The sequence below is a fragment of the Pedobacter ginsengiterrae genome, from assembly GCF_039537385.1.
GTDB lineage: Bacteria > Bacteroidota > Bacteroidia > Sphingobacteriales > Sphingobacteriaceae > Pedobacter > Pedobacter ginsengiterrae.
The window spans coordinates 91,663-114,513 of sequence record NZ_BAABAK010000011.1 but is presented as its reverse complement, the minus strand read 5'-3'; the positions used below and the strand labels follow the sequence as shown (position 1 = coordinate 114,513).

The following is a 22,851-nucleotide window of genomic DNA, read 5'->3' as shown; positions in this document are numbered from 1 at the left end:
TAAGTATGTTTTTACTAAAATAGAATTCGGCTATTGCTATTTATTTTCATTAGGTTTTGGACTAGGAGTTTTAATAATTTGGACCATATTCAAATCTCATTTTACCAAGAAATGACTTTTTGCGTGACATAGTTCATTTTGTTGTAAGAAATACGTTTAAATATAGTTTTTGAACCGCTTTCGATTAAATTTATTAGATTATTTGCTGTATCTTTGAAGCCATGTTACAGGACAAAATAACACAATATTCAGAAAAAATCAATGCTTTCGTAACGGAGAAAGCTGATGAATTAGAGCAGTTTCGCATCAAATATTTAGGTAGTAAAGGTATCATTAAAGAGATTTTTGAAGAATTTAAAACGGTTTCTACGGAAGAGAAAAAATCTTTAGGGAAAGTTTTAAATGAGTTTAAGCAACTGGCTGAATCAAAATACCAAGCTTTAAAAGAATTAACTGAAGGAGCTGCGTCGAAAACAGAAGAGTCTGCTTTAGACATGACTTTGCCTGGCGAAGGTTTTGAGATTGGTTCTCGTCATCCACTAGCTTTGGTTCGTCGCGAAATTGTAGAGATTTTTGCAAAACTAGGTTTTACTGTAGCAGAAGGTCCTGAGATTGAAGACGATTGGCATAATTTCTCCGCTTTAAATTTCCCGGAAGAACATCCCGCACGAGATATGCAAGATACTTTCTTCATTAAAAAGGGTGGCGAAAAGGGAGACATCGCTTTGCGTACGCATACTTCATCGGTACAGGTACGTATGATGGAACAAGGGCAACCGCCATTCCGTGCCATCATGCCAGGACGTGTTTATCGTAATGAAGCTATTTCGGCCAGAGCACATTGCTTTTTCCATCAAATAGAAGGCTTGTATGTGGATGAAAATGTATCATTCGCAGACTTAAAGCAAACACTATTTTATTTCGTACAAGAATTATACGGCGAAGGGACAAAAGTTCGTTTCCGTCCGTCTTATTTCCCTTTTACAGAACCATCAGCAGAGATGGATATTTCTTGTACCATTTGTAAAGGTGCAGGTTGTAACATGTGTAAACATAGCGGCTGGGTAGAAATTTTAGGCTGTGGTATGGTAGATCCAAATGTTTTAGAAAACTGTGGTATCGACTCGAAAAAATACAGCGGCTTTGCCTTTGGTATGGGAATAGAGAGAATAACAAATCTTAAATATGTAATTAAAGATTTGCGTTTATTCTCAGAAAACGATGTTCGCTTCTTAAAGCAATATAAATCTGCTTTAATATAATGATGAAATATTTATATAGCGCATTATTTGTACTTGTATTATTTACAGGTTGCGGAAAAGATGAAGGCTATATTCCAGAAGTTGGGGTAAGTTTTAGTATGCCAACAAGCGACCCACGATTAAGCAGGTTGAGCAGTCCAGGTGGTGCAGTAATTATTAATGGCTATGGAATAGCTGGTTTAGTACTTTACCGAAGAACGGATAACAGATACGTAGCTTTCGATCGCTGCAGTAGCGTAAATCCCGAGCAAAAATGTGCTGTAAATTTGGATGACCCAACAATTACGGTAACCGACCCTTGTTCTGGTGCGAAATTTTTACTGGAAGATGGAAGCCCAGTAAAAGCACCTGCGGTAAGAGGTTTAAAACAATATACAGTGGCTATATCTGGCCAAAATTTACAAGTAACCAACTAGAATGGAAGCCGAAAAAATTAAGGAGACTGTAAAAAAGGCAGCTAAAGAACTTTTTAGAAAATACGGATACCACAAAACAAGTGTAAACGAAATAGCTAAAAAAGCACGCATTGCTAAAGCAACTATTTATAAATATTTCGAGAGTAAAGAACAAGTTTTAGATAGTATTTTAATGGATTATCTAGATCAGAATTTATACGAAATTTTGCATAATAAAGTAAGTTATGCATCAGAAGAAGAGCATTTAAAGGCTCTGGTAATGAAAACCAGTCGACTTTCTTTTACTGCCTGCAACGAATTTATCGGGTGGGATTTTGTTCGCGAGAATGCCAATTCTCAGGAATTTTTAAAACATCTTTCTGATCAACTTGAGGCACTTTTATTAGCTGCTTATTTGCAATTGGATAATTTTAAAAATAATCCAGCTCGTAGAGAAGGTTTAGCCTTTTTACTTAAGGCGAGCAAAAGTATTGTTTTCTCATTTGCATTTACTTCGGTTAGCGATTCTGATGTTCGTAAGAACTTTGTCAGTTTTCAAAAGGAGATTTTACCATTTTTGGTAAAGGCAGCTTTATAGTAAGAAATTATAGTTTAAATAAAAATGGGATATTGTTTGTAGCAATATCCCATTTTTATTTAAAGCTTTTTTTATTATTCCCACTTGAATACTTTTACCGCAACAGCGTAAATTCCGATTCCCCAGATTACTAAAATCATTATCTGAAATTTAACATCCCATAAACCTAAGCCTTCAAAAGCTACTTTACGCATTGCGTCGTTTAAATAAGTTAATGGTAAAGCTCTACTGATCGGTTGCAACCACGTCGGGAATGCTTCTATAGAAAAGAATGTTCCTGATAATAAAAACTGTGGTAATGTTACGATATTGGATATTGGCGGAACCATACTTTCGTTTTTTGCAATGCCAGATATAATGAAGCCAAATCCCATGAACACAATTATCCCGAGTGTGGCTAAAATAAGCATATTGAGAACGGTAAGCACGCCGTTAACTAGTGTAAACCCAAAGAAGAAATGACCGATTAAAATGATAAATAATGCACCTAGTAGCGCAAAGCCGATTCTTGCAATGCCTTCGCCAATTACAATGCTCGAACGTTTTACAGGTGTTGCAAAAAAGCGTTTAATAACAAGGGTTTGGCGTAAACTCAAAAACACAAAGGCAGTTCCGAAAACGCCCGTACTTAATAAAGAGAAGCCCAACTGTCCTGGTAAAATAAAGTCGATGGTTTTGTATTCGCGACCATGAACGGTACTTTCTTTAATCTCAGCAACTGATGGCTTTAATTCTTTATCGTAAAACAAATTGTTTAAAACCGATTTAAGGATATTGCCTTTATCCATTGAAGCCGATGTATAAACAACATTAACAGAGTACGCAACCGAATTTACCTTTTTGTGTACATCAATCATGGCATCAACATTTCCTTTTTCAAGTAATTTGTCGTAATCTGCTTTTGATTTATCTTTTACCAGGCGAATCATGCCTGTTTTTTCTAACATACCAATAACAGGGTTATTTATGTCGGAGCCAGGTGTAATGCCAACATCGATATGCGTGCCGCCGCCACCTAAAAAGCCAAATACGAGGATAAAGATTAAGGGAAAAGCAAGTGTAAAAACCACTGCCGAAGGGCTTCTCATGATGGAGCGAAAGCTTGCCTTTGCTAATGCCAGTGTTGCTGTTGTATTGCTGTATTTTTTCATTTACTATTCTGATTAATAGTTGTATTATTTTGTGTTTTTAAACCCGATTGGCGCGGCAGCCCCCGATTTTCTCGGGGCTAAAGCGAAAAGCGGGATTAACTTTAATTGAAATGCAGGTATTGCTTTTCGATATAGGATTAGCTCTGGTTTATTCTCGCCACTCTTTGCCTGTAAGATTGATGAAAACGTCTTCTAGATTGGCTTTTTTAACTTCTTTTTTGCGCTCAAAACCACTGTTAACTAACTTATCGATTAAATTATCTGGTGTATCTAAAGCGATGATTTGTCCACGTTCAACAAAGGCAACACGGTCGCAAAGCTGTTCCGCCTCATCCATATAATGTGTAGTAATTACCACCGTTGTTCCTGCATCGCGAATTTCGGTAATCAAATCCCATAAATTTCTTCTTGCCTGCGGATCTAAACCTGTGGTTGGTTCATCTAAAAAGATAATTTTAGGCTGATTTATTAAGGTTGTTGCGATAGAAAAACGTTGCTTTTGTCCACCCGAAAGTGCTTTGTATTTGGCTTTTGCTTTATCTTGAAGATTTACTTTCTCCAGCATATCCATTGGCTTAATATCTGCTCCGTATAAACCTGCAAATAACTCCAGCAGCTCTACAAGGTTTAAATTTGGATAATAACCAGCAGCTTGTAATTGTACGCCAATAATTTGCTTAATATCGTGTGCTTGCTTATCAACCGAAAAACCATCGACGATTATTTCACCTGATGTTTTGGCTCTAAGGGTTTCGATAATTTCGAGTGTTGTGGTTTTGCCAGCACCGTTAGGGCCCAATAAACCAAAAATTTCATTTTCGTAAACTTCAAAACTTAAATCTTGAACAGCGATAAAATCATCGTACTTTTTTACCAGATTTTTAACACTGATAATGGCTTTGTTTGTTTCCATATTACGAATGTAAGGAGCTTTAAATGAATAGAAAATGAATTTAATCAGTTATAACGAAAATGTCGGTAAAATGATGCTTTTGGTAGGTGAGGTTTGCTGTAAAACAAATCTGCGAATCTTCGGCTCTTTTATAGCCATAGATTCGCAGATTTTATAATTTGATTTAAGCTTTTGGCTTAAATTACCAAGTTAATTTACCAGTCATTACATCAACAAAATCGTCGAATAAATAACGAGAATCGTGTGGGCCTGGCGAAGATTCTGGATGATATTGAACTGAGAATGCTTTTTTACCTTTAACACGAATACCTTCGATAGATTTATCGTTTAAGTTTAAGTGGGTAATTTCAACTTTATCAGAGTTTCTAACCTCATCAGGTACCACACCAAAACCATGGTTTTGAGAAGTTACCTCGCAATGGTTTTTAATAATATTTTTAACTGGGTGGTTTAAACCGCGGTGACCATTGAACATTTTCATGGTACCAATGCCGTTTGCTTCTGCCAATAACTGGTGACCCAGGCAAATACCAAATAGTGGTTTATCTTCCTCTAAAATTTCTTTAATGGTTTCTACTGCGTATGGCATTACCGAAGGATCGCCAGGGCCGTTTGAAATAAAGTAACCATCTGGATTGAATTTTTGCATTTCTGCAAATTTTGTTTTTGCAGGGAAAACCTGAACATAAATATCGCGGTTTTCAAAACTGCGAAGAATGTTTTTCTTGATGCCTAAATCTAAAGCAGCAACCTTTAAACTCGCTTCTGGATTTCCATAAAAATAAGGCTCTTTAGTACTTACTTTTGATGAAAGTTCTAAGCCTTCCATTGATGGAACTTCAGCTAATTTTTTCTTTAATTCCTCTAAATCGGTAATTTCTGATGAGATGATAGCGTTCATTGCGCCTTTATCTCTAATGTGACGAACTAAGGCACGAGTATCAATATCAGAAATTGCAACTAAATTATCATTCTGGAAATAATCCTGAATAGATTCTGTTGCTTGTTTTCTACTATAAACAATGTTATAGTTTTTGCAAACTAAACCAGCAATTTTTATAGAATCAGACTCGATTTCTTCTTTCTGGATACCATAATTCCCGATATGAGAATTGGTGGTAACCATAATTTGTCCGAAATAACTTGGGTCGGTAAAAATTTCCTGGTAACCTGTCATCCCGGTATTAAAACAAATTTCGCCAGTAGTGGTTCCAATTTTTCCAGCAGCTTTGCCGTAAAAAACTGTGCCATCGGCCAGTAATAAAATCGCAGGTAACTTGGTGTAGTTAGTCATGGTAATTACAATATGGATTTTGATTTAAAAAAGAGTTGAAAAAAGAATGGCTTTCGGCATTAAAGCCGTTTTTGCGGGGTGCAAAAAAAGATGAATATATCCCTTCCATTTCGGGGTACAAAGATAGGATTTACGATTGGGAATTTAAAGAAAAAAATGAAATAAGGTTAAAGCTAAAAGCAGAAAACCGAGAAACCCAATTTGGATAAAAATGATTTAAGGCTGAGATTGCTTCAGTCTTTTAACTTTGGTCTTTCGGCTTAATTAAAGAAAAAACAATACTTTTGGTGCAACAAAATAAAAGCCATGTCGGTACATAAAGAAATAAAAAGAATAACCACACACATTTTGCAAGAAATGAAACAACGTGGTGAAAAAATATCAATGTTAACAGCCTACGATTATTCGATGGCTACCATTTTGGATGATGCAGGTTTGGATGTTTTATTGGTTGGAGATTCGGCTTCGAATGTTATGGCTGGGCATGAAACCACTTTGCCCATCACTTTAGATCAGATGATTTATCATGCTGCATCGGTAATTAGAGCGGTTAAGCGTGCTTTTGTTGTGGTCGATTTACCTTTTGGTTCTTATCAGGGAAACTCTAAAGAAGCTTTAAATTCTGCAATCAGAATTATGAAAGAATCTGGTGCTCATGGTGTAAAATTAGAAGGCGGAGAAGAGATTACTGAATCAGTTCAACGCATTATTACTGCAGGTATACCAGTAATGGGGCACCTGGGTTTAACTCCTCAATCTATTTATAAATTTGGAACATACACAGTTCGTGCTAAAGAAGAAGAGGAAGCTAATAAATTAAAAACAGATGTTTTAGCTTTACAGGCAGCAGGTTGTTTCGCAATCGTTTTAGAGAAGATTCCTGCAACTTTGGGCAGAGAAGTTTCGGAAAGTTTACACATTCCAACAATTGGCATTGGCGCTGGAAATGGCTGCGATGGTCAGGTTTTAGTGGTAAATGATATGATTGGTTTAACCAAAGGCTTTAAACCTCGTTTCTTACGCCAGTATATTAATTTATATGATGATATTCTGGGTGCTGCGCAATCTTACATTCGCGATGTTAAAGCGAACGATTTCCCTAGCGAGAAAGAACAATATTAACCATCCCAGCACTCTGAAGGGCAGTTAAAAAACTTTTCTCAAAATAATTAATAGATTAAGTATTTATGCAATTTGATATAATAAATATGAACTTAAGTTCTCCTTTTGGGGCGGAGGGGTATTATGCCAATTACCGATAAAGACATACTTTTTGAAGATAATCACCTAATTGCGATAAGTAAAAGGGCTGGAGATATTGTACAGGTTGATGAAACTGGTGACGAACCTTTAGATGAGCAGGTAAAAAAGTACATAGCTAAGAAATATAATAAACCTAATGGCGCCTTTTTGGGTGTTGTACATCGCTTAGACCGGCCAGTAAGCGGTGTAATTCTTTTCGCTAAAACGAGTAAAGCACTGGAAAGGATGAATGCCGTTTTTAAAAATCGGGAGGTAAAGAAAACTTACTGGGCGGTAGTAAAAAACAAACCCGAAAAAGAATCAGGAACACTCGTTCATTGGTTGGTTAAAAACCCGCAAAAAAACGTTGTAACTTATTATAATACCGAGGTTCAGGGTTCGCAAAGGGCAGAACTTTCGTATCGTTTAATTGGACAAGTTGGCGATTATTTTCTAATTGAAGTTGATCCGTTAACGGGTCGTTCTCACCAAATTAGGGTTCAGCTTTCATCTATGGGTTGCCCAATTGTTGGCGATAATAAATATGGTTATCCACGAGGAAGTAGAAAAGGAAGTATTTGCTTACATGCAAGGAGGTTAAGGTTTTTGCATCCAGTTAAAAAAGAACCAGTTGATATTTTTGCCAAATTACCAATAGATGGCTTTTGGGAAAGATTCGAAAACCTATAAAAACTTATTATCGCGTATGCGGTAATAAAAAGGCTCGCTTCAAAATGAAGCGAGCCTTTTTTGCTTATTTGCAATTTGTATGTTCGAAAATTATCGATTTACCAAATGTTAATTTGCTTATGTTTTTAAATTTCACATCACCATTCACCTGATAAACATCTCCATACCCTTCTAATAAGGAATCTCCTTGTTTTACCCAAACCACCTGCCTTCTAGAATAAACACCTTCTGACTGAAATTTGTAATCTACAATAATGGTGTCTCCTCTAACTATTCCATAAATTGGGCCGCTATTTTTATCTTTTCCATCAAGGCTGTAAGTAAGCTGACCTAAAATTTTATCTCCTCCAGTACTGTAAATTCTTAATGTTGCTAAGTTTTTATCTTTATTGTAAATATAACACTCATCAGGTTTTGAGTACTCTGAAACATGATCACTCATTATACTGGAGTCTAAAGTACTTTGCTTTTTACTATCACTTTCGCAAGAAGCCAGGAACATGGATGTAGCAGCAATAAATAGGAGTGATTTTTTCATTTTAACGGGATTGAGTTAAGAATTAAATGCTTTTTCAAATTTAAAATTAACAAATCTGATTAAATTTCACCAATATATTTACCAAATATAAGTAGCAGCCGCACCTTTTTCTAAAGAGCTGGTAACAATTTTGCCGTTGTATTTAATGTTGAAAGAGGTATCAGAATTGTTATTATTGCAAACAATTAATACCGTTTTACCATCAGGGGTTTTAAATGCAACATTTTGCAAATTACCAACTATGTTCGATGCTATACGTATTGAGCCTGGTTTAACAAATTTGGAAGCATGAGCAATTACATAATATGCTACATTTCTACTAACTGCAGGCGCAATGGTAATGGCACCTAAACAAGTTGTACATCCTCCTTTATCGGTATGTGGATTATAATTTGGATCGGCCGCTAAATTCCACTCTAAAACATTACGACTCCAATTGCGTGTTGCTCCAATTATTAATGTAGAAACGTGCCATTTTAAATCTTCTGAAAAGTTTGATGGACCACCAACCCATTGCTCAGTAAAATAAATATTTTTATCGGGGTGAGCATTATGCACTTGAGTTAATGCAGAAATATTGCCTGCGTATAAGTGAAAAGCAGAACCATCTACATATTTTTTAGCTTCAGCATCGTTCAAAATTGCGATTGGATATTCAGGTTTATCAGCATTATGATCGTAAACAATAATTTTTGTAGTTATGCCTGCGGCTTGAAATGCTGGTCCTAAAACTTTAACAAATTTGGCCTGATCTAACGCTTCCATATACATACTCGGATTATTACCTGGGTGTAAAGGTTCATTTTGAGGCGTAATGGCATCGATTGTAATGCCTAAAGCTTTCATCGCCTGGATATATTTAATTAGATATTTCGAATAAGCAGCATAATATTCTGGCTTTAAGCTTCCACCAATTAAACTCTTATTAGTTTTCATCCAGGCGGGTGCAGTCCATGGCGAACCTAAAATTTTAATCGAAGGATTTATAGCTACAATCTTTTTAAGTATCGGAATTAAATCAGCTTCCTCTTTTGATAACGAAAATTTAGCTAGATTTTCATCAGTTTCACCATCAGGTAAATCATTATAGGTAAAGGCTGATGCACTTAGATCAGAAGCACCTATGCTAACTCTTAAATAACTAACTGCGATAGCATTATCGGCTGTGCCAAATAATTCATTTAATAATTTGTCTTTATCGGCTGCAGGAAGTGCGTTGATTAAACTTGCACTACCACCTGTTAAAGTATAACCAAAGCCATCAATACTTTGAAAACTCGTATTTGGATCAATCTCTATGGTCGGATTCGCATTTGTTGCGTCAGAAAAATTTAAGGCTATGTTTTGCTTGCTCAGTAATTGCGATTGATCTCCTTTAGTAAGCCAGAAAGCCACCTCGGTTTTTACAGGTTCGATAAGAACTGTGCTGCCTGTGTTAGTACTTTTCGTGTTGCTTTTTTTGCAGGCGCATCCAGTAAAAATAAGACTGCTAAGTAAAAATATGCTATAGGATAATTTCATTTGGAATTCAGTTTAGTGAATAGAGTAGATTTTTTAAAGGTTCGTTTGTCTAACATTTCGTATTTAAAACAAAAGGCGACAATTGCCGCCTTTTGTTTTAAAACCCTACTAACGTATGTTAGGGTTTCTATCCATTTCCGCTTGCGGAATAGGGAAAAGTAACTTGGCTGCGGTAACATTGTAATTTAAATTAGCACCGCTTCCATTTTTTTGTGCATTCATCACGGCAATTGCTCTGTTTGTTCTTAATAAATCGAACCAACGCTGGCCTTCGAAGGCAAGTTCTAAACGACGCTCTTTTTCTATAGCTAATCGCATTGACGCTTGATCGTTGGCAGGTGTAATACCTAAATTCACACGACCACGAATTTCATTAACAATAGGTGCAGCTGTAGACCATCCAGAAGTGCTCAACTCATTTAAAGCTTCTGCTTTTAATAGTTTGATATCAGCAAGGCGAATGATGTAAGAATTAGCTAAATCATCATTGCGATATTTGTTAATAAATGGATAGTTAGATTTTGTCCAATAATCGTCAGACCATCCTTCAGTGCTAACGTTTTTAAAGCTCGTACTTGAGTTTTTACGAATTACATCACCTTCTGCATCAAATGCTGCTATTAAATCGTTGGTTGGTGTGCAAAAACGTTTCCATCCTGTACCAACAATTACACCAGTCATCCAATTTCCACGACCACTAGGGCCGCCCCATCCGTCGTATTGCATTTCCCAAATAGATTCGCTGTTATTTTTGTGTGCGCCATCAAATAATTGATCAAAAGAGCCAATTAAACTGTAGCCACCGTTTATAGTAGCATCGGCATATTGTTGCACTTTAGCCCAATCTGGATTAGGTTTAGAAGCATAAACCTTTGCTAATAAAGCGTTAACAATTCCTTTAGTAATAATACCTTTGTTAGGAGCGGTTGTACGCACATTTGGTAAAGCAAATTCCAAATCCTTAATAATCTGTGTATAAACCTCATCAACAGAAGAACGTGGTTTTTGCATTTCTTCTAATGATGTTGGTGATTTTAATATTAGTGGCACACCGCCCCATAATCTTACTAAATGAAAGTAAAAATATGCTCTTAAAGTTGAAGCTTCGCCTAAAATCTGGTTTCTTCTGCCATTGGCGTCTAAAGCGGCATCCTTAATATTTGGAACGTTTTCTAATACTTCATTCGCATTTTTAATATTCGAATAAAGCCCTGACCAATCGCGGCCAACATTACCATTTGTAGAATTTGCTGTAAATAAATCGATTTGAATGTTAGCAGGATTATCACCACCTGCATAAGCATTATCAGATGTTACATCTCCATTAACCATGTAATCCCAGATATGGTAATCATTGTACATGCCTCCATAGGCTCCAGCCATTAATTTTTCTGCTCCTGCAGCGGTTGTAAACGCTACATCACCTGTTACCTGATTAAATGGTTGTTTCTCCAGGAAATCTTTTTTACACCCGCTTTGCAAAGTGATGGTTAATGCTGCGGCTGCTACTAACGAATATATATATAGTTTCATTTTTTTAATTCTTAAAATCCAACATTAATACCAAATAATAAACTTCTAGATTGTGGGTAAGTACCATAATCTACACCCATTGCAGGGCCGTTCGCCGAGTTTACGTTAACTTCTGGATCTAAACCTGAATAATTGGTAAAGGTTAATAAATTGTAGCCAGTAGCAAAAACAGTAAGCTTACTCATTTTTAATTTTTCTAATACTGATGAACCAAAACTGTAAGATAACGTCGCTGTTTTTAAACGTAGGTAAGATGCATCTTCAACAAATCGGCTAGATGTTAATGAATTTTCTGAGCTACTTCTAAGCGCTTTTGGAATATTGGTAATCTGTCCTGGAGTAGTCCATCTGTTTAAAACTGCAGCCGATTGATTTTTAGAATCAAACATACCTTCTATATCAATTCTTGAAGCATTAAATAACTGACTTCCTTGTACGCCCTGGAAAAACAAATTTAAGCCCCAATTTCCATGTGATAAGCTATTTGTAACTCCATATATAAATTTTGGCTGAGCTGAACCAATGAAAGTTCTATCGCCTGGGTCAGCTGAGCCAGTAACGCCATTTCCATTTGTATCAGCATACTGTGCAGCACCAGTAGCAGGATTTACACCTGTAAATACATAACCATAAAAACTTCCAAGAGGTTTGCCTGCTACCACGCGGACAGCAGCATCACGCTCATAAATTCCTGCAAAATCTAAAGATTTAGTCGTTTCACCTAAATCAGTTACTTTGTTTCGGTTAATAGAGAAGTTTAAGTCGGTACTCCACTTAAACTTATCACGATCGAAGTTTTTTGTTGATAAAACAAATTCTAAACCTTTGTTTTCCATTGCACCAATGTTGTACGCCTGGCTACCAAAACCCGACGATGGAGGTAGTTGTACATTGATTAATAAATCGTTTGTTTTCTTTAAGTACGCATCAGCAGTAAATGTAATACGGCTGTTAAACATACTTAAATCTAAACCAATATTTGTTTGAGTGGTTTTTTCCCACGATAGGTTATTATTAGCTGGGTTTTGCAAATTGTATTCGCCTTGAGCATTTACACTGTAAAGTTTTAAATAGGCGTAATCTCCAATTCCCTCATCATTACCAACTTTACCCCAGCTTCCACGAATTTTTAAATCGTTAATGGTTTTGCTGTCTTTCATAAAGTTCTCTCCAGAAATTCTCCAGCCTGCAGAAAATGAAGGGAAGTATCCAAAACGTTTCTCTTTCGCAAATCTCGATGAACCATCGGCTCTGAAGTTAGAACTAAATAAATACTTACTGTCGTAAGCGTATGTGATACGGGCAAGGTACGATTGTTTAGACCATTGCGCTCTTTGCGGAATAGTTAAGGCTACAGATGGTGCTGTAGGTCTGCCCGATACCTCATAAAAACGAGTTAATTCGTTATTGCTGTATTTCCAATCTGATGATTGTAATGTATAACCACCAGTTGCAGTGAAAGCATTTTTACCAACATTTTTTGTATAGTTTAATATGTTTTCGTTTAACCAAACATGGTCTCTGGTTGTGTTATCTCTATAAACACCCCTTTCCTGGCGGCCATAAGTTGTTAAGAAGTTATCGGTAAAGTAGCGATAGAAATTCTTGTTAGCGTTTGTACTGATTGTAGATTTAAAGAATAAATCTTTCGTAAAATTTACCTGAGCACCAAAAGCGCCAATAAATCTAAAATTACGTGTTCTGTTATTCGAACCAAAAGCCAATGCTAATGGGTTATCCCATCCGCCAGCGTTTGGAATAGTAGTGTATTGGCCATTGCTTTCGAAAATGCCTATAGTAGGAGGGGTTGTTAAAGCACCAAGAATAACACCACCACGAGAAACACTGCTGTTATCCCCAACATCAACGGAAGTGCTTGAAGTTAAAACTGCATTACCTGTTAACTTTAACCACGAAGTTATATTCTGACTACCATTAAAGTTTGCTGTTATGCGGTCTAATTTTGCAGGTGCAACCACACCTTTATCTTGTTGGTAGCCCGTAGAGAAATAATATTGACCACCTTTAATTCCACCAGAAATGGATGCCTGATACTGGTTTTGAGTGCCTGTTTTAAAGGTTTCCTTTTGCCAATCAGTGTTATTGTTGCCACCGAAAGTGGTGTAGCCTAACTCTTTCATTAAAGCAATATATTGCTCACTGTTTAATACGTCTTGAGTTTGCCAGAAATTAGAAAAACCTGTAAAAGCATTAAATGCAACCTTTAATTTTCCTGAACTACCTTTTTTAGTTGTAATTAATACCACACCGTTTGCACCACTCGAACCATAAATAGCCGCCGCAGATGCATCCTTTAGAATGGTCATGGATTCGATATCGTTTGCGTTTAAGAAACTTGCATCTCTCGAAGTAACACCATCAATTACATAAAGTGGACTGTTGGATGCAGTTATCGAAGTATTACCGCGAATACTGATTGTAATGCCAGAACCTGGTTTGCCAGATTGGGAACTAACCTGAACACCTGCTGCACGACCTTGTATTGCTTGAAGTGGATTGGTGATCGGCTGATTTTCTAAATCTTTAGATGAAACAGATACAACTGATGTAGTTAAATCCTTTTTAGTAGTAGTGCCATACCCAATAACTACAACTTCATTTAATTGCTGATTATCATCAGACATAGTAATGTTAAGTGTCGTACTATTATTTACTGGTACCTCGATTGATTTGTATCCAATAAATGAAAGTTCTAATGTCGAATTTTGTGGAGCTGAAATGGAGAATGTACCATTATCTGCTGTTGAAGCACCTAGATTTGTGCCTTTTACTTTTACCGATACGCCTGGTAACGGCAGGCCTTTTTGATCCTTTACCTCCCCTTTGATGGTCGTATTCTGAGCCATACTGAAAGAGACGGCACAAAGAAAAAATACCATTAGCAACGTAAATTTTTTTCTCATAATTTTTTGGTTTGTTAATATAATTATGAAGTAAAGTTACTAAGGATTAAATGTTAATTCCAAGCATTTTGAATGTTGAATTTTATTTAAGATATTGATATATAGTGTTTTATAGTTATTTTGATACGCTTTAATACCATCCCAATTTACACGCGCTCTGGCTTGATTATCAGGCTTTAAGTGCCATTAATAACTTAGTTGGCGAATGCATTTTTATACGCTTAAGTACCTATGGTATTATCTTAAAAAAAAGTTTTAATACAACGTTATTGTGACCTAATAAAGGTTTAATTATTCGATTACAAGCTGACTCCAGCCGTTTTTCCCAGTTTTTTTAAGTGTTTTTTTTCTGTCTTCCATCACTTTCTTAATTCTGGCTCCAAATGTCCAGCAAGTGCTTTGCCTTATAGAAAGAATTTCAGAAAGCTTATGTGAAGAGATTTTTCCCTTTGAAGAATAGATTAGAAAAATCATATAGAATGCTTTGTTGATTGGAATTCGTGTACCATGAAAAATAGTATAGGTAGTTACCGATTCTTCATAACCACATTTACTGCAACGTCTGCTATTTAAAATATGACCATTGAAATAATGATCGTTACTGCATCTTCTACAATGGTAACCATTACTCCATTTCAATTCTGCTAAAAAATTGTAGCAGGCTTCTTTATCTGGATATATTTTGCTGAACTCTTCAAAATCAACTTCAGTATTCATAACCCGATCTCTGGTTACTTTCTCTACATTCTCCTGCAGTTCTTCATTGTCTTGCGATAACAAAGCATTCATTCTCGATATTTCTTCAGCCTGTTTTTGCAATAACGTATTTACTTCTTCGAGTGCTTGATTTTTGCTTTCGATAATTAATGATTTATGATAAACCTCTCTGGTTCGTTCTTCAACCTTAGTCTCCAGTTCTCGGTTAATGGTATCTTTTAATGTTGCATTAACAACCATTTGTCGAATCATTTTTTGTTGCGCTTTATCCTTGGTTGTTTTTAATATTCGAACTTTATCTCCGATGGCAAATGAGAGGAAAATCATTTCCAGTATAAAACAAAAATTAAGGCTGTAATAAGTAATCACGCCAAAATTTAACCAGCTCACCCCAAGCATAATTAAAAATTTAAGCATGAAACCCGCAAATAAAAAGCTGTAACCAAGTACAAAAAAGCGAGCAGGTTTATAACCTTTTTTATAAATATAAATTCCAGTAAAAAAAGCTACTGATAAAGGTATTGCTTCGATAAATTTATAGCTAAATAAATTTTGATTAAACAGATAGCAGTAAGCGAAGAAGATTAATCTTGCCAGGATTACCCCAAAAATTAATTTGTTAATTTTTGGGGCTTTTGTTTGAATGAGCAAAAGTTCTTTAGTAAAAAGCAGAGCAAAAATGCTGGTAGCACAAAGTGCAAAAGCATAAGCTACCTGATTCCAGGCAGGTGCATTTGGCCAAAAATATTGGTAAGCAATCCCATCGTTACTCGTTTCGAAAAAACCAACACTAAGGTTGTATAAAACATAGTATAAATACTGTTTCTGCCTAATTGCGATATACATAATCAGGTTATAGAAACTGAAAACTAAAATCATCCCATTGAAAATGCCGAAATAAAAATATTCATCTAAAGCATAAGAAATAAACCATTCAGCACTCCTTAATACAATTATTATATCTGATATCTGCGACGATTTTATTTTGAAATAATAAGTTTTTACGGTTGTCCCATCATTCTGAATAGGGATTTCGAAGTTTTTATGGTGAATAAGTCTTTTATTAAATGGCTGTGCATCGCCTAGATTTTCAATTTTATAACTTCCATCACTTTGTGGAATATAAACGGTCATCTGATCGATCGTCTGATCAAAGAATTCGAGCAAAAAGGGCTTGTTAGCCAATTCATTTTGCTTTATTTTAATTTTAAACCAATAGGTTTTATTAAGTTTTTTAGTTTGAGGTGTGCTGCTAATGCTGGCCTTAAACTTCCTGTCAAAAGAATCGCTTCTTATTTGCTCAAAAGAATATTGTTCAGCATCATCTTCGAGTACCTCAATTTCTTTAAAAGTGAAAATATGCTGTGGAATGGAATCGTGTATTTCTACAACTTTTTGAGCTTTTAATTCAGCACTGAATAGAACCATAAAACTTATGGTAAAGAGAAATAAACTTCTGAAAAATAGTTTCATCGACATAAACCACAAAGTTACAAATTTGTAACTATCCGATTATCATCACTAAATCAGACTATTTTCTTTAGGAAAGATTAAAGTTATGCTGGTTCCTTTATGCTCTTCAGAGTGGATCTCGATTTCAATTTTATGAAATTTGGCTATACTTTGCACAATAGCTAAACCTAAACCAAAACCATGTTCTTCGGTATTTCCACGCTTAAAACGATCAAAAGCATTTTCTAATAGCTCCTGACTCATCCCTGGCCCATCATCACTAATAGTTAATTTGTAATGGTGATTTCTAAGCTCCCCAATAACCTTGATTTCGCCATTTTCATTATTGTACTTTATGGCATTATTTATTATGTTGATGAGTAAAGTATGTATAAGCGCTTTATTTCCTGTAAAATGATAATTTGATTTCAAATCGAGCTGGTAATTCAGATTTTTGTCAGCCATTCGATCTTCTAAATCTTCATATATATCCTGAAGCTCTTCATTTAAGCTAATTTCTTCTGTTTTTAAATACTGGTTGTTTTCAACTTTAGAGATTAACAGCAAGCTATTAATGATAAATTTTAAGCGATTTAAAGTTTTCAAAGAAGCGAAAATTTTATTCTCATGTTCAACAGGTATTCCTTGCGTGTTAAGCATATTTTCAAATCTTGTACTTAGAATTGATATAGGTGTTAATAATTCGTGCGAAACGTTAGCGATAAACTGCTTTTCTAATGCAAAAAGTGTGTTAATTTTACGCATTAGCGAATTAATACTATTATCTAAAATTTTAAAATCATCCGTATTTGTAGGAATATTTTGATAATTATAATGCGATGGGTCGTTAACTTTATTAAGTTTTTTATCAATAATTAAATAAAATGGTTTTAGTAAAAAATTGGTAAAAGCAAGATCTGTAAGTAGGGTTATTACTAAAGCACCAACAAGCACTATTAGCATGTAAAACCGAATAGAGTTTTTAATGCCCTGCAAGGCAGTCATACTCTCTCCAAGTTCGAGTTTATACCAATTTTGGCGGTAATTGAATTTATAGTTTAGTATTCTGTAAAATTCAATATCGCCCTCAATTTCCCTTTTTTCAGTGATAATCCTGGCTGATGAATCTTTTTGATTATCTGGAATGTCAGTTAAAATAATAAACTCTTCCTTTAAGATATTATAATCGGTAAAACTTGGTTCGTTGCTTAAAAGGCTATCTATTTCTCCATCGCTTAAATGCTCAATTATTTTTCCTTTTTTTTTGAGTAAACGGTTGTCGAGTTGGTTGTAGGCAAGTCTATCGAGTGAAAACAATATAATAGCGCCCAAAACCACTATAATTGCAATTTTGGTAATGGCATTATAAAGTGAAAACTTTACCTGTAACTTCATTTTTTACGGATGATGTTATATGTTAAATTGAATGTTGCGTTTGTTTCGCCTTGGGCGGATGATTGGGATGATTTTAAAATTAAGAAATTGATTTCCTTTAGGCTTTCTGTTTTTAGATATTTAGCTAACTAGCAGTTAATCCGATAACCAATGCTTCTTACCGTTTCAAACCAATCGGTAGGGTTTACAGCCGATAATTTTTTTCGAAGATTTTTAACATGTACATCAACAAAATTAGAATCTGAATTCACTTCTAAAATATCGCCCCAAACATGCTCGGTTAAGCTCATTCTCGAAACCACTCGATTTTTGTTGAGTACTAAGTAGTTAAAAATTTCGAATTCTTTTTTAGTTAAGTTTAATCTTTCATCTGCAAAAGAAACCGTTCTGTTCTGAATGTTTAGTAAAAAACCATGAATATCAACTTCGTTTTTCTCTAGTTTATGTTTTCTACGGATAATGGCGTGCATACGTGCCAAAAGTTCGTTTAAAGAAAATGGTTTTGGTAAATAATCATCTGCACCTTCATCTAAACCTTTAATTCGGTCATCTACAGCACTTCTTGCGGTTAAAATAATTACGGCGTCATCTCTGTCTTTCAAAGATTTTAGCTGTTTTAAAACTTCAAAACCATCACCATCAGGTAAGCCTAAGTCAAGTAAAATAAAATCGTAACTGTTTACAAAGATTTTCTCTTCTGCCGATCCTTTTTTCCAGGCATGCTCAATAATGAAACCTTCATTGCTCAGAAATTCATCCATTTCAAGCGCAAGGCTTTTCTCATCTTCAACTATCAGTACGTTCATTTTAGTATCGAGTATTAGGTAGCAAGTATCAAGACAAATTGCAAAAGCTTCTGGTATTGACCTTCATGGTTTGCTTTAATCTTTCCGCTTTCGTTTTTCCGCTTTAACCAACAACTAAGTTAATATTTTTTAAAATGATACGGCACGCTTCTTCGATTTCTTCTTTAACAATAATTAAAGGTGGGGCAATACGCATAGAGTTACTGCAATGTAAAAACCAATCAGATAAAATGCCATCTAAAATACAGGCATCGATAATTTTTTTATTGATTTCAAAACTTTCGAACTCAACGGCAAGCATCAAACCTCTTCCTCTTATTTCTTTTATTGCAGGATGAACAAGCAATTGCTTAAAAAGCTGTCCTTTTTCTTCAACTTCATCAACAATATGGTGATCAACTAAAGTTCTTAAAGTTGCCAAACCTGCTGCACAACAAACTGGATGACCACCAAAAGTTGTCATGTGACCAAGAATGGGGCTATGAGAAAGTACAGACATAATTTCTAAAGAGCTTATGAAAGCACCGATTGGCATTCCACCACCAATACCTTTGGCTAAAAGCAAAACATCAGGAATTACGTTATAATGCTCGAAAGCAAACATTTTACCACTTCTGCCAAAACCAGATTGTATTTCATCAAAAATTAACAGCGTTTTGGTTTCATTGCATTTTGCTCTTAACGCCTGCATGTACTCCAAGTCAGCAACCCTAATTCCAGCCTCACCTTGAATAGGTTCGATAAAAACAGCCGCTATTTCTTCAGTTATTTTATCCAGATCATCAATATTGTTATGCTGGATAAAACTTACGTTAGGTAAAAAAGGTCCATAACCAGAAGAATAGAAATCGCTTTCCATTAAACTTTCGGCACCTTGCGTACTACCGTGATAAGCATTTTTACAAGCGATAAAACCCTTTCTTCCTGTATAACGTTTCGCTAGCTTCATGGCGCCTTCAACAGCTTCAGTACCCGAATTTAAAAAGTAGGTACAGTTTAAACTTTTTGGTAAAATATCAGCGAGTGCTTTAGCAAAATTAACCTGTGGTGTTTGAACATATTCGCCATAAACCATTAGATGCATATAAGTTTGAGCTTGCTCTTGTATAGCTTTAACCACCGCAGGGTGGCAGTGACCAACATTGCTTACGCCAATTCCTGCAATTAAATCGATGTGTTTTTTACCTGCAGCATCATAAATATAAATTCCTTTGGCTTTTACAAATTCGAGCATTAATGGTTCTGGTGATGTTTGTGCATTATGTTGCAGAAACAACTGGCGCTGTGTTAACATGGTACAAAAGTACGGAAATGAAGGTTGCTTTAAAATAAAAAAGACCTGCATCGCTGCAAGTCTTTCATTTTACTGTTTATCTTTAAAACGGTTAAGCAGCTCTCGCTTAAAGGCTTCTTGCGCTCTGTAGTATTTGCCAATAATTTTAATAGGCAATACCGCTTTAAATCTATTGTAATATTTCTTTTCGATGTTTAAATCACGCTGTCTGAAATCGAACTCACTTGTAATTAAAGTTTGAATTTGTGCATCACTTAAATTATCAATTTCTGCAACCTTTCTAAAAGAAATCATCTTTTGAAAACGTTCTTTTCTAATTGCATTCTGTTCTGCCTGCATATCATTATATATAGGCCAGAATACTTTTGCCTCTTCAGCTGATAAATCTAATTTTGTTGTGAAAAATGCGATTTTTAGTGCTTCTATTTCTTCTCCTCTTGGTTTTTGAGCCCAAATTATCGAAGGTAACATGAACATTAAAACGGCAAAAAATAACTTCTTCATTTTTATTAATTTTTATAATTCCTGAGCCAAATCACTCGACGAATAATTGTTCAGGATGTAGTTTTCCACTTCTGTATCTGAAGCAGAAGTCGTTTTTGTATTTGATATGTTTTGAGCTTCTAAATGGTCTATAATTGTACTTTCGTCGATATCATAAAGCATTTGTTCGTTTGCAAAATCTGCAGATTGTAACTGAGCCGCTGGAATATTTGCAGCTTCGTTATTCTGGTAGAAATAAACTCCGAAAGAAGATATAAGCACAAAACAAGCAGCAGTTGCATATTTAACAAAACTGCGTTTCCAAAGCGGTATAATTCTAGCTTCTTTCTTTGGTTCTTCGGCAGCAATTTTACTCGTAATTCTGCTTTGTAAGGTTTCGAAGTAATTTTCTGGTACTGCAAAGCTCTTTTCACGCTGAATAATTTGCCTCAAAGCAATTTTGGTTTCAATTCTTTCTGTTAATTCTTCGAAATAATTTTGAGGAACTTCAAAAGCATTTTCAAATGTTTTTTGTTTCAGGTTATCTAAAAAGATTTTGCTGAAAACTTCCTCTTCACAATTGTCGAAATATCCAGTAGGAACGGCGAAGGGATTACGTCTGCCCATTGCGGCAAGGGTAGGCGCTTCGTTAATCCAATCGTTATTTTCTAAATTTTCATTCATCACAGATATATGATACAATTAAAGTGAAAAGGTTTAATAGTCTATCTCATCATTTGTAATAAAAGCTTCAATTTTTTTTGCCGCGATGTGAAATGACGCTTTTAAAGCACCAACCGATGTTCCTAAAACTTCAGAAATTTCTTCATATTTCATATCATCAAAATATTTCATATTGAAAATAATCCGCTGTTTCTCGGGAAGTGTAAGAATCGCTTTTTGCAATTTAATCTCAAGCTTATCGCCATTAAAATAAGAAGAGGCAACAAGGTTATCAGCCAATTCAGATGATACTTCATCTAATGGCGTATTGTTTTTTTGCTTTTGCTTGTTAAGGAATGTGATCGATTCGTTTGTAGCTATGCGATAAATCCAGGTATATAACTGAGAATCACTTCTGAATTTATCAAGATTTTTCCAAACCTTAACAAAAACTTCTTGAATTAGATCATCACAATCATCATGATTTAAAACCAAACGACGTATGTGCCAATAAATTTTTTGCTGATATTTTTTTAAAAGCAAGTTAAATGCCTCGTTTCGAGTTTTCTCGACAGCAAACTTTGCAAGAATTTCGGCATCTTCAACTTGTTTCATTAATAGGGTTTTAATTTTCGGCCATTTTTAAAAACCGTTTAACAAAAAGCTCATTATATTTTTAGAAAATGTAAGTTCTTATTTCTTAGGTTTATGCAGCCCTGCTTTTCGTTACAAGTCCGCTCCCTAGAAAATCGGGATTGCGGGCTTTTCACTTCAATCAGGTTTATTAACTGCGGTTTGTGCAAAAACACTAAACGTAGTTTGCACAGAAATGTTGTTTCTAAACCCGACAGAAGCGACAGCCCTGTAATTGATTTTTCATCAATTGCAGGCTACAGCGAATGGCGGGACAAATTTGCCAAATACTTCTGTACGCTCATTTTCAAATAATAAACGCCCAGTAAATTTAACAGGCGTTTATTTTTGATTATTATTTCTTTCTGCCAATAACTTTTTGAACAGCTTCAACAATGTTTACCGCATCTAAGCCGTATTTAGACATTAATTGATCTGGTGTTCCGCTTTCGCCAAAAGTATCGTTAGTAGCTACAAATTCTTGTGGTGTAGGTAATTCTGTAGTTAATAAACGAGCAACACTTTCGCCTAAACCGCCAAATTTATTGTGCTCTTCGCAGGTTACCACGCAGCCAGTTTTTTTAACTGATTTTAAGATTGCTTCGTCATCTAAAGGTTTAATCGTGTGGATGTTGATAATCTCTGCATCGATACCTAACTCTGCTAATTTTTCTCCAGCTTCGATTGCTTTCCAAACCATGTGGCCAGTCGCAATAATAGTTACATCGGTGCCTTCGTTAACCATCCAGGCCTTACCAATCTCGAATTTTTGATCAGGATCTGTAAACACTGGGATTACTGGGCGACCAAAACGTAAGTAAACAGGACCTTCATACTCGGCAATTGCCATTGTTGCAGCTTTGGTTTGGTTGTAATCGCATGGATTAATAACCACCATTCCTGGCAACATTTTCATTAAGCCTATATCTTCTAAAATCTGGTGAGTTGCACCATCTTCGCCCAAAGTTAAGCCAGCATGAGATGCACAGATTTTAACGTTTTTGTTTGAATAAGCTACCGATTGACGAATCTGATCGTAAACACGACCAGTAGAAAAGTTAGCAAAAGTACCTGTAAAAGGAATTTTACCACCAATGGTCATACCCGCTGCGATACCGATCATATTTGCTTCTGCAATACCAACCTGAGTAAAACGCTCAGGAAAATCTTTAATAAAGGCATCCATTTTAAGCGATCCGACTAAATCGGCACATAATGCAACTACGTTTTCGTTTTTCTTGCCTGCTTCATGTAAGCCAGCACCGAATCCCGAACGTGTATCTTTTTTCTCTGTGTATGTATATTTTTTCACAATTTCTTAATTTATTGTTTTCGTTTCTGTTCTTC

Annotated in this window: 21 protein-coding genes; 6 read left to right on the top strand and 15 right to left on the bottom strand. The window is 35.4% G+C overall.

Annotated elements, in window-relative coordinates; genetic code table 11:
* The first annotated feature begins 221 nt into the window (after window positions 1-221).
* Genes pheS through ABD692_RS11890 form a run of 3 tightly spaced genes read left to right on the top strand, consistent with a single transcriptional unit; the run spans window position 222 to window position 2,255 of the window.
* Window positions 222-1,262 carry a phenylalanine--tRNA ligase subunit alpha gene (gene pheS, locus ABD692_RS11900; RefSeq protein ID WP_344767226.1) on the top strand — a complete coding sequence of 347 codons (1,041 nt, stop codon included), beginning with the start codon at window positions 222-224 and terminating at the stop codon, window positions 1,260-1,262.
* The gene (locus ABD692_RS11895) at window positions 1,262-1,678 is read left to right on the top strand and encodes a Rieske (2Fe-2S) protein (RefSeq protein WP_316756759.1); all 417 of its coding nucleotides are present in this window, start codon (window positions 1,262-1,264) and stop codon (window positions 1,676-1,678) included. The genes pheS and ABD692_RS11895 overlap by 1 nt, the downstream gene beginning before the upstream one ends.
* A gap of 1 nt (window position 1,679) precedes the next feature.
* A complete protein-coding gene (locus tag ABD692_RS11890; protein WP_086547471.1) occupies window positions 1,680-2,255 on the top strand; it encodes a TetR/AcrR family transcriptional regulator in 576 nt (191 codons plus the stop codon).
* Window positions 2,256-2,329: 74 nt separating this feature from the next.
* Here ABD692_RS11890 and ABD692_RS11885 read toward each other — a convergent pair whose 3' ends face one another.
* From ABD692_RS11885 to carA, 3 genes are all read right to left on the bottom strand, one after another.
* Window positions 2,330-3,406, bottom strand: a complete 1,077-nt coding sequence (locus ABD692_RS11885) for an ABC transporter permease (RefSeq protein WP_344767224.1) — start codon at window positions 3,404-3,406, stop codon at window positions 2,330-2,332.
* Window positions 3,407-3,554: 148 nt separating this feature from the next.
* A complete protein-coding gene (locus tag ABD692_RS11880; RefSeq protein WP_316756763.1) occupies window positions 3,555-4,319 on the bottom strand; it encodes an ABC transporter ATP-binding protein in 765 nt (254 codons plus the stop codon).
* Window positions 4,320-4,500: 181 nt separating this feature from the next.
* On the bottom strand, window positions 4,501-5,613 hold the full coding sequence (carA, locus tag ABD692_RS11875; RefSeq protein ID WP_316756764.1) for a glutamine-hydrolyzing carbamoyl-phosphate synthase small subunit: 1,113 nt from the start codon (window positions 5,611-5,613) through the stop codon (window positions 4,501-4,503).
* Window positions 5,614-5,648: 35 nt separating this feature from the next.
* Here carA and ABD692_RS11870 point away from each other — a divergent pair, with 35 nt between their 5' ends.
* From ABD692_RS11870 to ABD692_RS11860, 3 genes are all read left to right on the top strand, one after another.
* Entirely contained in the window at window positions 5,649-5,822 is a 174-nt protein-coding gene (locus ABD692_RS11870) for a hypothetical protein (RefSeq protein WP_344767222.1), read from the top strand.
* A 97-nt stretch (window positions 5,823-5,919) separates the two neighbouring features.
* Window positions 5,920-6,735, top strand: coding sequence for a 3-methyl-2-oxobutanoate hydroxymethyltransferase (panB, locus tag ABD692_RS11865; RefSeq protein ID WP_344767221.1), 816 nt, complete (start codon window positions 5,920-5,922; stop codon window positions 6,733-6,735).
* Between the two features lie 123 nt (window positions 6,736-6,858).
* Window positions 6,859-7,545: an RluA family pseudouridine synthase gene (locus ABD692_RS11860; RefSeq protein ID WP_344767219.1), complete on the top strand. Its 687-nt coding sequence runs from the start codon at window positions 6,859-6,861 to the stop codon at window positions 7,543-7,545.
* Window positions 7,546-7,609: 64 nt separating this feature from the next.
* On the opposite strand, the gene ABD692_RS11855 is transcribed toward ABD692_RS11860, so the two are convergent.
* The 12 genes from ABD692_RS11855 to ABD692_RS11800 form a co-directional block, all read right to left on the bottom strand.
* On the bottom strand, window positions 7,610-8,083 hold the full coding sequence (locus ABD692_RS11855) for a hypothetical protein (protein WP_316756768.1): 474 nt from the start codon (window positions 8,081-8,083) through the stop codon (window positions 7,610-7,612).
* A gap of 78 nt (window positions 8,084-8,161) precedes the next feature.
* Window positions 8,162-9,604 carry a glycoside hydrolase family 30 protein gene (locus ABD692_RS11850; RefSeq protein ID WP_344767217.1) on the bottom strand — a complete coding sequence of 481 codons (1,443 nt, stop codon included), beginning with the start codon at window positions 9,602-9,604 and terminating at the stop codon, window positions 8,162-8,164.
* Window positions 9,605-9,712: 108 nt separating this feature from the next.
* On the bottom strand, window positions 9,713-11,137 hold the full coding sequence (locus tag ABD692_RS11845; RefSeq protein ID WP_344767215.1) for a RagB/SusD family nutrient uptake outer membrane protein: 1,425 nt from the start codon (window positions 11,135-11,137) through the stop codon (window positions 9,713-9,715).
* 11 nt (window positions 11,138-11,148) lie between these two features.
* Entirely contained in the window at window positions 11,149-14,061 is a 2,913-nt protein-coding gene (locus ABD692_RS11840) for a SusC/RagA family TonB-linked outer membrane protein (protein ID WP_344767213.1), read from the bottom strand.
* Between the two features lie 291 nt (window positions 14,062-14,352).
* Window positions 14,353-16,257, bottom strand: a complete 1,905-nt coding sequence (locus ABD692_RS11835) for a 7TM diverse intracellular signaling domain-containing protein (protein WP_344767211.1) — start codon at window positions 16,255-16,257, stop codon at window positions 14,353-14,355.
* 42 nt (window positions 16,258-16,299) lie between these two features.
* Window positions 16,300-17,625 carry a HAMP domain-containing sensor histidine kinase gene (locus ABD692_RS11830; protein WP_344767209.1) on the bottom strand — a complete coding sequence of 442 codons (1,326 nt, stop codon included), beginning with the start codon at window positions 17,623-17,625 and terminating at the stop codon, window positions 16,300-16,302.
* Between the two features lie 128 nt (window positions 17,626-17,753).
* A complete protein-coding gene (locus tag ABD692_RS11825; RefSeq protein ID WP_316756780.1) occupies window positions 17,754-18,431 on the bottom strand; it encodes a response regulator transcription factor in 678 nt (225 codons plus the stop codon).
* Between the two features lie 103 nt (window positions 18,432-18,534).
* Window positions 18,535-19,725, bottom strand: a complete 1,191-nt coding sequence (locus ABD692_RS11820) for an aspartate aminotransferase family protein (protein ID WP_344767206.1) — start codon at window positions 19,723-19,725, stop codon at window positions 18,535-18,537.
* Window positions 19,726-19,794: 69 nt separating this feature from the next.
* Window positions 19,795-20,229, bottom strand: a complete 435-nt coding sequence (locus tag ABD692_RS11815) for a hypothetical protein (RefSeq protein ID WP_316756785.1) — start codon at window positions 20,227-20,229, stop codon at window positions 19,795-19,797.
* Window positions 20,230-20,241: 12 nt separating this feature from the next.
* Complete coding sequence (locus ABD692_RS11810; RefSeq protein WP_344767204.1) at window positions 20,242-20,892, bottom strand: hypothetical protein; 651 nt, start codon at window positions 20,890-20,892, stop codon at window positions 20,242-20,244.
* Between the two features lie 33 nt (window positions 20,893-20,925).
* The gene (locus ABD692_RS11805) at window positions 20,926-21,486 is read right to left on the bottom strand and encodes an RNA polymerase sigma factor (protein ID WP_316756788.1); all 561 of its coding nucleotides are present in this window, start codon (window positions 21,484-21,486) and stop codon (window positions 20,926-20,928) included.
* Between the two features lie 373 nt (window positions 21,487-21,859).
* Window positions 21,860-22,816, bottom strand: coding sequence for a transketolase family protein (locus tag ABD692_RS11800; protein ID WP_029274068.1), 957 nt, complete (start codon window positions 22,814-22,816; stop codon window positions 21,860-21,862).
* Window positions 22,817-22,851 lie beyond the last annotated feature (35 nt).